The organism is Brevibacillus choshinensis (assembly GCF_001420695.1).
Taxonomy (GTDB): domain Bacteria; phylum Bacillota; class Bacilli; order Brevibacillales; family Brevibacillaceae; genus Brevibacillus; species Brevibacillus choshinensis.
Genome location: NZ_LJJB01000013.1, coordinates 1,514,790 through 1,528,806, shown reverse-complemented (window position 1 = coordinate 1,528,806; position 14,017 = coordinate 1,514,790). Strand labels below are relative to the sequence as shown.

General features: G+C 45.1%; 13 protein-coding genes. All 13 read left to right on the top strand.

Going from position 1 to position 14,017, the window contains the following annotated elements:
* Nucleotides 1-31 precede the first annotated feature (31 nt).
* Complete coding sequence (locus AN963_RS27695; protein WP_055747696.1) at nucleotides 32-922, top strand: diacylglycerol kinase; 891 nt, start codon at nucleotides 32-34, stop codon at nucleotides 920-922.
* Between the two features lie 115 nt (nucleotides 923-1,037).
* Complete coding sequence (gene rlmD / locus AN963_RS27690; protein ID WP_055747695.1) at nucleotides 1,038-2,480, top strand: 23S rRNA (uracil(1939)-C(5))-methyltransferase RlmD; 1,443 nt, start codon at nucleotides 1,038-1,040, stop codon at nucleotides 2,478-2,480.
* Nucleotides 2,481-2,736: 256 nt separating this feature from the next.
* The gene (locus tag AN963_RS27685; RefSeq protein WP_055747694.1) at nucleotides 2,737-2,862 is read left to right on the top strand and encodes a hypothetical protein; all 126 of its coding nucleotides are present in this window, start codon (nucleotides 2,737-2,739) and stop codon (nucleotides 2,860-2,862) included.
* 262 nt (nucleotides 2,863-3,124) lie between these two features.
* Nucleotides 3,125-3,898, top strand: coding sequence for a hypothetical protein (locus tag AN963_RS27680; protein ID WP_055747693.1), 774 nt, complete (start codon nucleotides 3,125-3,127; stop codon nucleotides 3,896-3,898).
* A 632-nt stretch (nucleotides 3,899-4,530) separates the two neighbouring features.
* A complete protein-coding gene (locus AN963_RS27675) occupies nucleotides 4,531-4,782 on the top strand; it encodes a lamin tail domain-containing protein (RefSeq protein ID WP_055747692.1) in 252 nt (83 codons plus the stop codon).
* A gap of 446 nt (nucleotides 4,783-5,228) precedes the next feature.
* Nucleotides 5,229-6,905, top strand: a complete 1,677-nt coding sequence (locus AN963_RS27670) for a glycerol-3-phosphate dehydrogenase/oxidase (RefSeq protein WP_236708112.1) — start codon at nucleotides 5,229-5,231, stop codon at nucleotides 6,903-6,905.
* Between the two features lie 85 nt (nucleotides 6,906-6,990).
* The gene (locus AN963_RS27665; RefSeq protein WP_055747690.1) at nucleotides 6,991-7,560 is read left to right on the top strand and encodes a glycerol-3-phosphate responsive antiterminator; all 570 of its coding nucleotides are present in this window, start codon (nucleotides 6,991-6,993) and stop codon (nucleotides 7,558-7,560) included.
* A gap of 153 nt (nucleotides 7,561-7,713) precedes the next feature.
* Nucleotides 7,714-9,324, top strand: a complete 1,611-nt coding sequence (locus AN963_RS27660; protein WP_055747689.1) for an ABC transporter substrate-binding protein — start codon at nucleotides 7,714-7,716, stop codon at nucleotides 9,322-9,324.
* Nucleotides 9,325-9,329: 5 nt separating this feature from the next.
* Nucleotides 9,330-10,280, top strand: a complete 951-nt coding sequence (locus AN963_RS27655; protein ID WP_269084415.1) for an ABC transporter permease — start codon at nucleotides 9,330-9,332, stop codon at nucleotides 10,278-10,280.
* Nucleotides 10,281-10,291: 11 nt separating this feature from the next.
* Nucleotides 10,292-11,155: an ABC transporter permease gene (locus tag AN963_RS27650; RefSeq protein ID WP_083497078.1), complete on the top strand. Its 864-nt coding sequence runs from the start codon at nucleotides 10,292-10,294 to the stop codon at nucleotides 11,153-11,155.
* A gap of 22 nt (nucleotides 11,156-11,177) precedes the next feature.
* A complete protein-coding gene (locus AN963_RS27645; RefSeq protein WP_055747688.1) occupies nucleotides 11,178-11,990 on the top strand; it encodes a M55 family metallopeptidase in 813 nt (270 codons plus the stop codon).
* A 32-nt stretch (nucleotides 11,991-12,022) separates the two neighbouring features.
* Complete coding sequence (locus AN963_RS27640; protein ID WP_055747687.1) at nucleotides 12,023-13,003, top strand: ABC transporter ATP-binding protein; 981 nt, start codon at nucleotides 12,023-12,025, stop codon at nucleotides 13,001-13,003.
* Complete coding sequence (locus AN963_RS27635) at nucleotides 13,003-14,001, top strand: ABC transporter ATP-binding protein (RefSeq protein WP_055747686.1); 999 nt, start codon at nucleotides 13,003-13,005, stop codon at nucleotides 13,999-14,001. Before AN963_RS27640 ends, AN963_RS27635 begins: the two co-directional genes overlap by 1 nt.
* Nucleotides 14,002-14,017: the final 16 nt, after the last annotated feature.

Genomic DNA, 14,017 nt, shown 5'->3' with positions numbered 1-14,017 from the left:
CGTGAGCGAGGGAAGGAAGAAGGGATCTGCCTTGAAACGAGCCAGATTAATCTACAATCCGAGCTCCGGCCGGGAGATAGTGCGTCGGAGATTGCCGGATATCCTTGATTTGATGGAGTCGGCCGGATATGAGACTTCGTGCCATGCGACCAGAGGAGAAGATGATGCAACCGAGGAAGCAGCACGTGCTGTGGCCCGCGGTTACGACCTCATTATCGCCGCTGGTGGGGATGGTACGATCTATGAAGTGGTAAACGGGATGGCGGAGCAAAGGTCGCGCCCATCCTTAGGAATAATCCCATGCGGAACGAGCAATGACTTCGCCCGTGCAGTCGGCATTCCCAAATCGATCAGCCGCGCCTGCGAGATCATCACCAAAGGGAAGAAAAAGAAAATTGACTTGGGCAAGATCAACAACCGTTACTTTATCAATATCGCGGGTGGGGGATCGTTGACGAATCTCACCTACGAGGTGCCGAGCAAGCTGAAAACGATGATCGGACAGCTGGCGTATTACGTCAAAGGATTGGAGAAGCTCCCATCTTTGCACCCGATCCGCGTCCGTCTGGAAAGTCGCAAAGAGGTGCTGCTGGACGAGGAAATCATGATCTTTCTCATTGCCAACAGCCATTCTGTCGGGGGCTTCGACAAGCTGGCACCAGATGCCGATCTATCCGACGGCAAGCTGGATGTCATCGTGGTAAAAAAGTTGAACATCGCGGAATTTATTCGCTTGGCGACGTCGGCTGTGCGCGGTGAGCACTTGAAGGACCCGAACATTTTATATTTCCAATCTGACTACATCAAGGCGACCTCTCCAGGAGCCGAAATAGTACAGCTCAATCTGGACGGCGAGCTCGGCGGCCAGTTACCCTGCGTCGTGGAAGCATTACCAGGTCATATCGAGTTGTTCGTGCCGTAGGAAGATAGTAAAATGAATAGCAACTACTGAGGGGATGCCGATGAAGCATCCCTAACGTTTGTCTGAAAGAGGATTAGGCAGGAATGAGTCTGTGTTATAAAGGAGCAAAGAAACTGTGGCGAAGACAACAAAGAAGCGGCGCGGACCGCAGCCGACAGCGAAGGCGGAGCTGAATGTCCCCGTTCGTGTCGGACAAACCGTGGAAGTGGAGATCACCGGACTGAATCACGAAGGAGCCGGCGTGGGCCGGGTTGAAGGATATACGCTATTTGTCGAGGGTGCACTAGCTGGAGAGAAAGTGCATGCGCGCGTCGACCATGTGAAGAAAAATTTCGGCTTTGCCAAGATGACGAGTGTCGTGGAGGCGAGTACCTATCGCTCGATGCCACCCTGTCCCGTCTACGACCGTTGCGGTGGCTGCTCTTTGCAGCACCTCGTTTACGAGGAACAGCTGCGCCACAAGCAGCAGATCGTCCGGGACAACCTCCGTCGGATCGGTGGCTTTCCTGTTGAGGGAGAAGGCGCGATCACCGTTCACCCGACGCTCGGCATGACCGATCCATGGCGCTATCGCAACAAGGCACAGGTCCCTATCGGGGAAGAGAACGGCGCTTTGGTGGGTGGCTTTTACGCGGAGAAATCTCACTCTATCATCGACATGGACGAGTGCCTGATCCAGCATAAGGCGAATGACGAAGCCGTGGCTGCTGTGAAGAAGATCGCAGCTGGACTGAACATTCAGCCCTACGATGAAGTACGTCACACCGGACTGCTGCGTCATGTCGTGGCCAAGATCGGTGTGCAGACTGGGGAAGTCATGGTTGTTTTGGTCACGACCGAAGAGACGATCCCTCGACTGGAAGAGCTGGTAGAGGCGATCCGCACCCAAGTGTCAGGCGTGACCAGCATCGTGCAGAACGTCAATCCGGACAAGACCAACGTCATTTTTGGCAAAAAAACCGTCACCCTCTGGGGAAGCGATGTCATCTACGATTATATCGGCCCTATTAAATTCGCCATCTCGGCACGCTCATTCTATCAGGTAAACCCGGCGCAAACCGAAGTCTTGTACAACAAGACGCTGGAGTACGTAGGTGCCACGGGAACCGAGACCGTTATTGATGCATACTGCGGCATCGGGACCATTTCGCTATTTTTGGCACAGAAGTCCAAGCATGTGTACGGCGTGGAAATCGTGCCGGAAGCCATCGCGGATGCGAATCGCAATGCCGAGTTGAACGGCGTGGAGAATGCTACGTTTGAGACTGGCCCGGCTGAAGTAGTGATTCCTGCGTGGAAAGAGCAAGGGATTCGACCTGATGTAATCGTGGTCGACCCGCCAAGAAAAGGCTGTGACGAGGCGCTGCTTGCGACCATTTTGGAGATGCGGCCGCAGAAGGTTGTGTACGTGTCCTGTAATCCGTCTACGCTGGCGAGGGATTTGAAGGTGCTGGCAGAGGCGTATGAGGTGTGTGAAGTGCAGCCGGTGGATATGTTCCCGCATACGGGACATGTGGAGTGCTGTTCACTATTAGTTTGGAACGGAAATAACGAATGAGAAGTTAATGTGGGATTGCCCTCTCTTCATTGAGAGGGTATTTTTTTGTCTTCACAAGGGAGCGGGAGTTGGATGCCATAGGACACTCGGGGGTGGATTACAGCTAAATGAATGTCTCTGTTATCAATATCGGGCAGTACACATCTTCTCAGCAACCAGACGTAAAAATTTTAACGATACGAAAGGTTAAATACCAATATATGGTATAATAGGCTTAGGTCATTGTTCTGATGAAAGTTGTTTGGGGGTTAGATAGATGGAGCGAGAAGTATTATGGAAGTCGTTGATGATGAAAGGTTCTATCGTTATGGTTTGGAGCCAAAGCATACTAGAAAAGTATGTTGCAAATATAAGAGAAGCCAATTTGATTGAAGAGGAGTAGTGCCGTGAAAATCGGTTTCAAACAAAGTGACATAGATTTCTCTACCTTCAAAGGACAAATAGTAGAAGAGGTTGTCTCAATGAGACGTGAACTAGCTTATATTAGGATCAGCAACGGCAGTTTGAACATTGAGTGTTCTTGGAGATTAAGAAACTCTTGTTCGATACTGGTTGGTTATTCTGAGCGTAATGAAGTTACTCCTTTAAGTATGACGGATTGTAATATGAAGTGCGACAGAAGCAAATAGTTGAGGAGAGATTAAATGAAATCACAAATTAAGTGTGTGCTTCTTATGTTTCTGTTAAGTATTTCAATAACTGCGTGTTCCACCAATAAAAGCAGTTTAAACCCAAATAATGACAGTAGCTCAAGTAGTAATAAAATTTCTGACACCAGTGTTCCAACAATTACTTCTTCTGCCCATATTACTCCTTCTGAAAGTAAACCTGAGAACAATAAGAGTTTAGCAATGGAAGCATATAAGATAGTATTGCAAAATAAGATTGAATTTTACAGCATAGAAACTAAGAAAAAGGTATATTTGAATGATTTTTTAACTAATAACGAGATTTATGGAACTACATCTAAAATAAATCACTTTGCCGTGCTTGATATGGATGGTGACAAAATACCTGAAGTTGTTCTTGGATTAACAGTAGATGAAAATCCAAATTTTGTTGAAGTCCTGCATTATATGAACGGTGAAGTCTATGGCTACTTTTTTGGAAACGACCAGTTAAGTGGTCTTAAAACTGACGGAACATTTAGATGGTTAAGCGGCGGGTTAACTTACAACGGATATGGAAAATTAAGATTCCAAACCAATTCCTGTGAAACTGACAAATTAGCTTATCATGAATCAAGTGCTACTGATGAATCATCCACCACATTCGCCATAGCATACTACATCAATAATAAACTAGTTACTAAAGATTCATATAAAGCTTTTGTTAAAGAAGAAGATGCTAAAAGGGATGTAACGTGGTATGAATTTTCTCAAGAGAATATATCAACAGTGACTTCAAAAACAAGATAGTGATATTACGTGATATATAACAATAAGACGGTATGTTGATTGTAACAATTCACTCAATGCTTGATATTGCATTTTATCTATGAAAATAACGACAGTAAACAAGAATAATTCCCTTACAAGAAACCTAAAATGACTCTGCATTACACGCAAGAACATATGATTATTTTGATCTGAATTGCAGTTCTTTAGATGAGATACGCAATAATCGACTAGGTTTAAGGAGTAAGTTTAACGGCTGATATTTTGATGAATAGAATAACGGAAAAGTATACGAGAAAGAAAGTCGTGCAAGCGGATCTATTACTTTACTACTTTGGTGTTGTTAGCGTTACAGAGAGAAGGTGCTGGTATCCAAGATCTCATGTGTACGAAGAATACTATAAATTGGAGTTTTTACAAAGGCTAAGGTCGAGAAATTGGTTTCTTCCCAATAGAGAGCCCTGAATGATTAGCCATAACAGAATGAAAAAAGACCTACAAACCGCCGAGAGGGCCTATGCCTTTCGGTGTTTTTTTTTATAGATATTGGAAATAATGCTGTATTCTTTACATTTTGTTTACGTAAAAATTAGACAGCTTGTTTACGATTGGAGGAAACAGATCCAAATCGAGATAGAGGAGGCAGAAAGAAAATGGTGAAACAGAGGAGCAACTACAGTCGCTTTCGAACGCTGGGGCTGACGATCACCGTATTGATCGGAGCAATCACTCCGGCAGGTTGGCTGCCGCAGGCTAAGGCGAATATCGCCGATCATCTGGTCATCAGCGAAGTTTACGGAGGCGGGGGAAACAGCGGGGCTTTCTACAAAAATGACTATATTGAACTGTACAATCCGACGGGACAAGCTGTTTCGCTCTCCGGGAAAATGGCAACTATACGCTGAGGGATGAGAGCGGGACATTTGTTTCTCGGCCAGGTGCATCCCTGCCTTTGGCGATCGGGACGACCTACGAGAGGGTCACAGGTGTGGTCACCTACGACTTTAACGTCTTCAAGCAGGTATCATGCAGAGAAGTTGTACGCTTAACATAAAAGTATGTACTATGTAAGGTGGGAATAGAGCTGATCGTTCATTTTTAGTCAAGCAATTTCGGAAATTGTTTTCATCTATCTAATTCAGTCTGTTTTATAAGAAACACAAAAAAAGGTTGACGAATAAGAAGAAACAGAATAGTCTACAAATAATAAAATTCTTTTATGGTCAGAGATATCGAGAAGACCACAGTATTTCAAGACGTAGTTTGTTTTGAAATGGTGTGCGTCTTTTTTGTGTTTTTCGCAAGTTAAATTCGGGTTATGTAAATGTTTACAAATATTGGAGGTGGTATTGTGGGTGTCAGGAATTCGTTTTCCGCCACAGATCGGGAGCCTTGTCTAAAGAAGATGGCGGAACAACAATTAGATTTACTCATTGTGGGGGGAGGTATTACTGGAGCAGGGATTGCTTGGGACGCATCACTTAGGGGTTTGAATGTTGGGTTAGTGGAGAAAAAGGACTTTGGTTGGGGAACAAGTAGTCGTTCGACGAAATTAATTCACGGCGGACTGCGCTATTTAAAACAGGGGGAAATTAGTCTAGTTAAAGAGGTGGGGAAAGAACGCGCGTTACTCTACCATTTGGCTCCCCATCTCGTCCATCCACTGAAAATGCTCCTCCCCATGTATAAAGGCGGATCGCTAGGTCCAGTTAGTACATCCATAGGTCTCTGGTTGTACGACTGGTTAGCTGGGGTCACGAAACATGAGCGGCGTACGATGCTGTCTACGTCCATTACTGCTACCCATGAGCCGCTGTTGTCAAAGGATGGGATGCTTGGCGGAGGAATGTACTATGAATACATGACTGATGATGCTCGTCTTACGCTTGAAATAATGCGATCGGCCCTCATTGAAGGCGCATTGGCCTGCAACTATACCGAAGTGACCCGGTTTTATTATGTGGAGGGTCGTATTGAAGGGGCATACGTGACTGACTGCTGTAGCGGTAAAGAGTACTTGCTGAAAGCGAAAAAAATAGTCAATGCCACTGGGCCATGGGTAGACAATTTGCGGGAACTCGATAAATCCAAGCGAGGCAAACGACTGCATTTGACCAAAGGTGTACATATTGTCATTCCCTATGAGCGTATGCCAATCAAACAATCTCTTTATTTTGACACAAGTGACGGTCGAATGGTGTTTGCGATTCCGCGCGGTGAGATTGTCTATGTAGGTACGACGGATACGGCGTACCAAGATAATATTGAACATCCAATAGCCTCAACAGGGGATCGGGATTATCTGCTGGATGCTGTAAACAAGCTGTGCCCTACCTTGAAATTAACAAGAGAAGACGTGAAATCTAGTTGGGTTGGCCTACGTCCACTCATTTATCAAGAAGGAAAAGGGCCGTCAGAGTTGTCTCGAAAAGACGAAATATTTCTCTCCCCCTCTGGGCTGATTACGATAGCGGGTGGCAAGCTGACCGGTTTTCGCAAAATGGCAGAAAAGGTTGTTAATTTGGTTTGCAAACAGTTACGAAAGGAAGAACAATTAAACTTCGGCCCATGTATTACGGATAATTCTCCAATTCTAGGTAGTGGTGGACATGGCCCGGATGGGTTTAGGATCCAGATCAACACCCTTCAGCAAAAAGCGTCAGAGTTAGGCGTTCCGCAAACACAAACGAAGCGTTGGTTATTTACCTATGGCTGTTCAACTAACGAGATTTTCACAAATTTGCAGGTAGAAGGTCGAAGTAAAAACAGTTCACCCACAGAACAGGAGCTTATCGGAGCGGAGTTGAAATACGCATGGGAAAGAGAAATGATCTGTCGCAGCGACGATTTTCTGATTCGTCGTACCGGATTGCTCTTTTTTTACCCTGAGTTGTTTATTGCCTATTTGCATCAAACCATACAGTTTTTGGCGGAAAAACAGCATTGGACTGAACAGGAAAAAGGGGAAGAACAAAAACGGATGATGCAGTTATACTCGGAAGCGCTGTTTACTAGCAATTCGAAATGAGTAGAGGCTACCTTTACTTGTCTCAAATGTTATAATATTCTAATACAGTACATCATTTCTAAGCATGAAGGGGCAAAAGGTCATTATGGATGAACTCATCGCGGCTGTTCGTTCTTTGAAGGAGATCGATAAGGGGTTACGTGCGAATGTAGGAACTTTTTTCATTCTTGAGTGCACATTATCTCAGTTGAAAAATATAACGAAAATGATGCATGAGAATCAGAAAGAATGGTATCTCCACATCGATTTGGTCAAAGGATTAAAAGAGGAAGAGGCCGCGATGGAATATCTTGCACGTGAGATCAAACCAACAGGGATTATTACAACTAGAAAATCGTTGATTCCCATAGCTCGAGCTTATTCGCTACGTACAATTCTCCGTTTCTTTGCTATCGATTCCGTATCGCTGCGCAATATTGTGAGGACGGCTCAGGAGGTAAGACCTGATTGCGTAGAAGTGTTGCCGGGCATTGTCCCCAAGGTGATTGCACGTCTCCACGAGCAATTGGAGCCCATTGGAATTAAAATCATAACCGGTGGACTTGTCGATCAACTCAGCGAGGTACAGGGTGTTATGGCGGCAGGTGCTCATGCTGTATCGGTAGGGAATACCGACTTGTGGAAAAATCTCCAATTGACAAGAACATCAGAATAATAATACTATTAAAAAAATAGTATATGTAGACTGGGTAGAGTAGAAGAGACACCCCTGTAACCTTTTCTTTGCAAAAGGTTGTGGGGGTGTCTCTCTATTTTATTACAACTGAAAGCGCTTAAAAAATAATACAGATATCGAGGGGGTAATGTTATGAGAAAAATTAGGAAATGTATCCAAAACGGAATTGTTTCGTTGCTGTCACTATTGCTCGTTGTTGGAACAGCTGCTTGTTCAAGTGAAGAAACCAGTTCACCTCCCGCAGCAAGTGGTCAATCGGCTGAAGGACAATCAGCCCAGGGGCAAGAAACGCCGAAATCTGGAGGAATATTGCGTTTTTCCCGCACACAAGATGCGGTTAATCTGGATCCCATCAAGCCGCTGGAGAATCTTTCAATTTGGACGGTCGTACTCATTTACGATACTTTGGTTCGAACAGCGCCAGATGGTAATGGCTATGAACCAGGATTAGCTACAGACTGGACGATTTCTCCCGATGGGAAAAAGTTTGTCTTTAATTTACGTAAGGACGTGAAGTTTCACAACGGAATGCCGGTAACCGCTGAGGATGTGAAATTCTCTTTGGACCGTGCTCGCAGCAAAGACTCCAATTGGAACTGGCTGTATACCACTATTACGTCTGTTGATATCACTGGGGAAAACCAAGTGACAATCAAAACGAATGAGCCGTACGCTCCAATGCTTTCTAACTTGGCGCTATTTGCTGCAGCGATCGTCCCAGAGAAGGTTGTGAAAGAAAAAGGGAATGATTATTTGGCGAATAATCCAATTGGATCAGGTCCTTTTGTTTTCGAACAATGGCAACGTGGACAAAAGATGAGCTTTAAAAAAAATCCGGACTATTGGCAAAAAGGGAAGCCGTATCTTGATGGTGTCGAATTTGTACAAGAAGCTGAGGACACCACTCGCTTGCTCAAGCTAAGCGCGGACGAAATCGATGTTGCCTCTGATGTGCCTTATAGCTCAATCGCAACATTAAAAGCTAGTCCGAATGTTAATGTACAGCAAGATCCTCTGGCTGGGATTAACCTGATCCATATCAATAACACCATTGAGCCATTTAACGATCCGAAAATTCGCCAGGCAATGAATTATGCTGTTGACCGCAATGCTATTATTCAAACAGTTCTAATGGGGAACGGAAAATCAGCTACCTCTTACTTACCGCGAGTTCTCTACTACGACGACAAGCTGCCAAGCTACGAATACAATTTGGAGAAGGCAAAACAATTGATGGCAGAATCATCGAAACCAAATGGGTTTAAGACAACATTGACGATTAACTCTGGTAATGAAATTTATCGACAGCTGGCCGTGATTCTCAAACAGGAACTGATGGCAATCGGTATAGATATTGAGATTGCCCAGCTTGAACCGGGTACGAAAGAAGAAAATTTGAATGCAATGAAATATGAGATCGCTGCTGGATATGTCACAAGTGACGTTATTGACCCAGATGAACTGACTACCTATGAAGTAGTTTCAGACAGCGGGACGAAATCGTTCTTCACTGGATACAAAAACCCCAAAGTGGATGAGTTGGCTGTGAAAGCAAGGGGTGAACTGGACGAAGGCAAACGGAAGGAAATGTATGCTGAAATCCAAAAGATAGTCAAAGACGATGCACCTTTTATCTTCTTGTTCGAACAGCCTAGCTCTTATGCGACATCTAAAAATGTAAAGGGCTTTAAGGTAATGACAACTGGGAACTATCGTCTTGAAGATGTCTGGTTGAATAAATAAAGAGGGTGATTGGCATCAGACACACAAGTTTCGTTCTACAGCGTGCTATCCAACTTCTTCCTGTCCTATTAGGAATTTCGATCGTGTCGTTTCTGATTATTCATCTTATTCCCGGGGACCCAGCGACCATCATGCTGGGACCCCGAGCAACTCCGGAAAACGTGAAACAGCTAACAGCACAAATGGGTCTGGATAAACCGCTCCTTGACCAATACTGGATTTTTCTCAAGAACCTGTTTCATGGTGATTTGGGTTCATCTATATTGATGAAAGCATCCGTGAACACGCTCATTGGAGAGCGTTTAGGCGTAAGTTTTTTTCTTATCATTTACGCTACGGTTCTCAGTTTGGTGATCAGCATTCCGGTTGCGTTATGGTCATCAGTCAAGAAAGACTCACTCGTTGACAATGGTTTTCGAACGGTATCAATTGTTGGTTTAGCCTTGCCCTCCTTCTGGATCGGCATACTGTTGATGTTGTTTTTTAGTATTAATCTGAAGCTGTTCCCCGTTTCCGGATATGGGAAAAACTTTTTCGGTCATATGTACCATCTGTTCTTACCGGCACTGACTATCTCTCTTTCGCTTGCACCGGTCCTAATTCGGCCACTACGAAGCAAAATGATTAGCGTGCTCACCTCCGAATACATTGAAGCAGCCCGAGCCAGAGGTTTGCGTGAAAGCCGAATCATGATTAGGCACGTTCTACGAAATGCCATTAACGGCACGATTACCATAATTGGCGTAAATATTGGTTGGCTGCTCGGAGGAAGCGTCGTTATCGAAACGGTTTTCTCAGTACCTGGAATGGGGCAGTTGTTGATTAATTCTATCCTGGCGCGAGATTACCCGGTTATTCAAGGATTGGTGCTAGTATTCGCGGTTCTCGTTATTGTGGTCAATTTGCTGACCGACTTGTGCTACAGCTTACTTGATCCGAGAGTCGACTTGGAATAGGAGGACAGAAAATGGCACAGTTGCAGCATACGAAACACCTTGTCCGGGCAATCCGTCCACGATTCTTCAATCGTCTATCGATGAACGGCAAAATCTATTGGGGGCTAACTCTTGTACTCATCGTCGTTCTGTTTTCTGTATTCGCCCCGTGGATCACGCCATACGATCCCAATACGAATGATTTGACCAGAGTTCTCCAGAAACCTAGTACCGCTCATATATTTGGTACGGACAACTTCGGCAGAGACATATTTACAAGGATGTTATACGCGGGTCGCGTCGATTTGCAAATTGGTTTAATTGCCGTCATTGTTCCGCTCATTTTCGGAACTGCAGTCGGATTGCTCTCCGGCTATTTCGGAGGTTGGTTGAATACGCTTATGATGCGTCTTGTAGATATCGTTATCAGTTTTCCTTTTATGGTTTTGATCATTGCGATTATCTCGATTCTTGGTCCAGGACTCATGAATATGTATATCGCTATTTTCATCGTCGGCTGGAGCGCGTACGCGCGTATTGTCCGCGCCGAGGTATTGGTTGTGAAACAGCAGGAATATATTTTGGCAGCGCGCAGTATCGGCTATGGTCATGGCCGGATTATCCTGCGCCATATTTTGCCTAACGTTGTATCCGCAGCGTTAGTCTACGCGATGTCTGACGTCGTCCTGTGTATCCTGCTTGGTGCTTCCCTCAGTTTTATGGGGCTGGGTGTTCAACCTCCTGCAGCCGAATGGGGATCAATGATTGCCGAAGGACGCAACTACATTATTAATGCGTGGTGGATATCAGCTTTCCCAGGGGTCGGGATCGTACTTACTGGTATTGGTTTTAGTTTGTTGGGGGATGGTTTAGCAGAAAAAATTGAAAATCATTAAACAAAAGAGGAGGCTTACTTTCATGAAAGTATTTATATCAGTAGATATGGAAGGAATATCAGGAGTCATTGACGATACAGACGTGGATGTGGGGAAAAAGAATTATGAGTATTGCCGAAGACTACTAACCCAAGATGTAAACGCGGCAATTGAGGGGGCGTTGGAGGCAGGGGCTACTGAAATTCTTGTAAACGACTCACACGATACGATGAAAAACGTAATTCTGGATGAATTGAACCCGCAAGCTCAATTGATCAGTGGATTTAAGAAACCCTTTTTAATGATGGAAGGCATCGACGAAAACTTCGATGCAGCCTTCTTTATCGGCTACCATGGAAAGGCTGGAACAACAAACGGTATCTTAAATCATACGTTAAGCGGAAAGATCCAACGGTTATTTTTGAATGGGAAAGAGGTTGGCGAAGCGGGTTTAAATGCAAGCCTTGCCGCAGCGTTTGGTGTTCCCGTTGTACTCGTCACCGGAGATACACAAACAGCAGCTGAAGTTGAGGTGGACATCCCTGGTGTTTTTACTGTAGCGGTGAAAGAAGGCAAAGGAACAAACACAGGGCGCTGCCTCCACCCCAGCGTGACCCGAAAAATGATCAAAGAGAAGGCAAAAGAAGCTTTGCAGCATTCAAAGAACATCAAACCACTGCCAATAGAGACCTCGTATACGCTTGAAGTTGAGTTTAAAACGACCATGTCTGCACAGATGGTCAGCTATATGCCCAATGTGGAGTTGCTCGATGGACGTACCATCCGCTATCAAGCGCATGAAATGACTCAGGTCATGCCTGTTGTCCTTGCCATGTTACTCCTTTCCGCCAGCTAGGATCACACGACAAAGACAGGAGGCGATCAACGATGAATCCATTACTCGAAGTAGACCAGTTGGAGGTCGTTCTCGAAACCAAGCAGAAGAAGGTTTATGCCGTTAATAACGTTACCTTCCATGTGAATCACGGGGAAACAGTAGGATTAGTGGGGGAGAGCGGTAGTGGAAAAAGCGTTACATGTCGTTCTGTGTTAAATCTTCTACCTTCACCACAGGGAAAGGTTGTAAAAGGGGCCATTCGTTTTGAATCCCAAAATTTGCTGGATCTTTCACCAAAACAGATGCAACGGATTCGCGGTAAAGAAATTGGAATGGTGATGCAGGACCCAATGAGCTCCCTAGATCCGGTGTATCGCGTTGGAGATCAAATCGTGGAGACGTTGCAAACCCACCAAAAGATTTCGAAACGAGAGGCCTGGGAGCGCGCTATCGAACTACTGCGGATAGTAGGGATTCCGTCGCCTGAGATGCGTGTCAACGAATATCCGCATCAGATGAGCGGTGGCATGCGTCAGCGGGTAATGATTGCTCTCGCGATTTCCTGCAATCCCAAACTCTTGTTAGCTGACGAGCCAACGACAGCGCTGGATGTAACGGTTCAGGATCAGGTATTAAAGTTAATGAAGGAAATACAAAATAAATGGGGTATGGGTATCCTCATCGTCACACACAATCTCGGTGTTGTAGCTGAGTTCTGTGATCGAGTTGTTGTACTCTACGCAGGAAAAGTTATGGAGACGGCAACGACGGCGGATTTATTTCGCTCACCACGCCATGCATATACCCTCGGTTTGATTCATTCTGTACCCCGTATCGAATCGGAAGAGAAGCTTGAGGGAATCCCAGGATCACTACCGATGCTGAAAGAACCTCTGCAGGGCTGCCCATTCAGGGAACGCTGTTCGTTTGCGACAGATGAATGCAGCAGCAATGAACATACACTGTTGAGGGAAGTTGTACCAGGCCATTGGTCGGCTTGCTTTCATCATGAAAGGGTGTGCAGACAATAATGACGACAATCTTGGAAGTGAACGGACTGCACAAGGAATATCACAAGCAAAGAACCTGGATTGACCGTTTATTTAAGCGGAAAGGTTCATCCCTATATGCAGTTGACGATGTATCTTTTTCTTTACAAGAGGGAGAAACGTTGGGATTGGTTGGAGAGAGCGGCTGTGGGAAAAGCACCTTAAGTCGTGCAATTATGAGACTGTATGAGCCGACTGGAGGAACGATTCGGTTTCTAGGCGAAGACATTACCTCGTATGAGCAAAGAAAAATGCGGCATATGCGAAAGAATATGCAAATGGTGTTTCAAGATCCATACTCCTCCCTGAATCCGCGAATGACTGTCAAGGAAATGCTTGCTGAGACAATCCGTTTCCATCAGATTTGCCAAAATGACAAGGAATTGAACGAATATATAGACTATTTGCTAGTGCGCGTCGGATTAAATGCAAACGATGCAAGCAGGTATCCGAAAGCGTTTAGCGGTGGCCAAAGGCAAAGGCTCTGTATCGCCCGCGCGATTTCAGTGAAACCAAAGCTGCTGATTGCCGATGAGCCGGTAAGTGCGCTTGACGTCTCAGTCCAAGCACACATTTTGAACCTCCTGGAGGATTTGAAAAAAGAGTTTCAACTTTCCTTGATTTTTATCTCTCATGACTTGTCTGTAGTAAAGTACATCTCGGACCGTGTCGCGGTAATGTACCTTGGACGTATTGTGGAAATCGGAAACTCTAATGAAATCTTTGAAAACCCTGTTCATCCGTATACGCAAGCATTGCTCTCTGCAGTTCCTCGGTTCGATGTTGACCAAGGGAAACGGGAAAAAATAGCGTTAGAAGGGGATCCACCAAGCCCATATGAAAAGCATACAGGATGTCCATTTTACTCACGCTGTCCCAAGCGAATGAACATTTGTGAAAGTATGGCACCTTCGTTTTACGCAACGGGTGCAACTCACCTGATTCGTTGTCACCTAGCGGCAGAAGTAGGTTACCAGTAATAAGATACGATTGCTT

Coding starts and splice junctions, on each gene's coding strand:
- AN963_RS27685 (WP_055747694.1), top strand. CDS start 2,737: ATGGAGCGAGAAGTATTATGGAAGTCGTTGATGATGAAAGGTTCTATC.
- AN963_RS27680 (WP_055747693.1), top strand. CDS start 3,125: ATGAAATCACAAATTAAGTGTGTGCTTCTTATGTTTCTGTTAAGTATT.
- AN963_RS27660 (WP_055747689.1), top strand. CDS start 7,714: ATGAGAAAAATTAGGAAATGTATCCAAAACGGAATTGTTTCGTTGCTG.
- AN963_RS27645 (WP_055747688.1), top strand. CDS start 11,178: ATGAAAGTATTTATATCAGTAGATATGGAAGGAATATCAGGAGTCATT.
- AN963_RS27675 (WP_055747692.1), top strand. CDS start 4,531: ATGGTGAAACAGAGGAGCAACTACAGTCGCTTTCGAACGCTGGGGCTG.
- AN963_RS27635 (WP_055747686.1), top strand. CDS start 13,003: ATGACGACAATCTTGGAAGTGAACGGACTGCACAAGGAATATCACAAG.
- AN963_RS27640 (WP_055747687.1), top strand. CDS start 12,023: ATGAATCCATTACTCGAAGTAGACCAGTTGGAGGTCGTTCTCGAAACC.
- AN963_RS27650 (WP_083497078.1), top strand. CDS start 10,292: ATGGCACAGTTGCAGCATACGAAACACCTTGTCCGGGCAATCCGTCCA.
- AN963_RS27665 (WP_055747690.1), top strand. CDS start 6,991: ATGGATGAACTCATCGCGGCTGTTCGTTCTTTGAAGGAGATCGATAAG.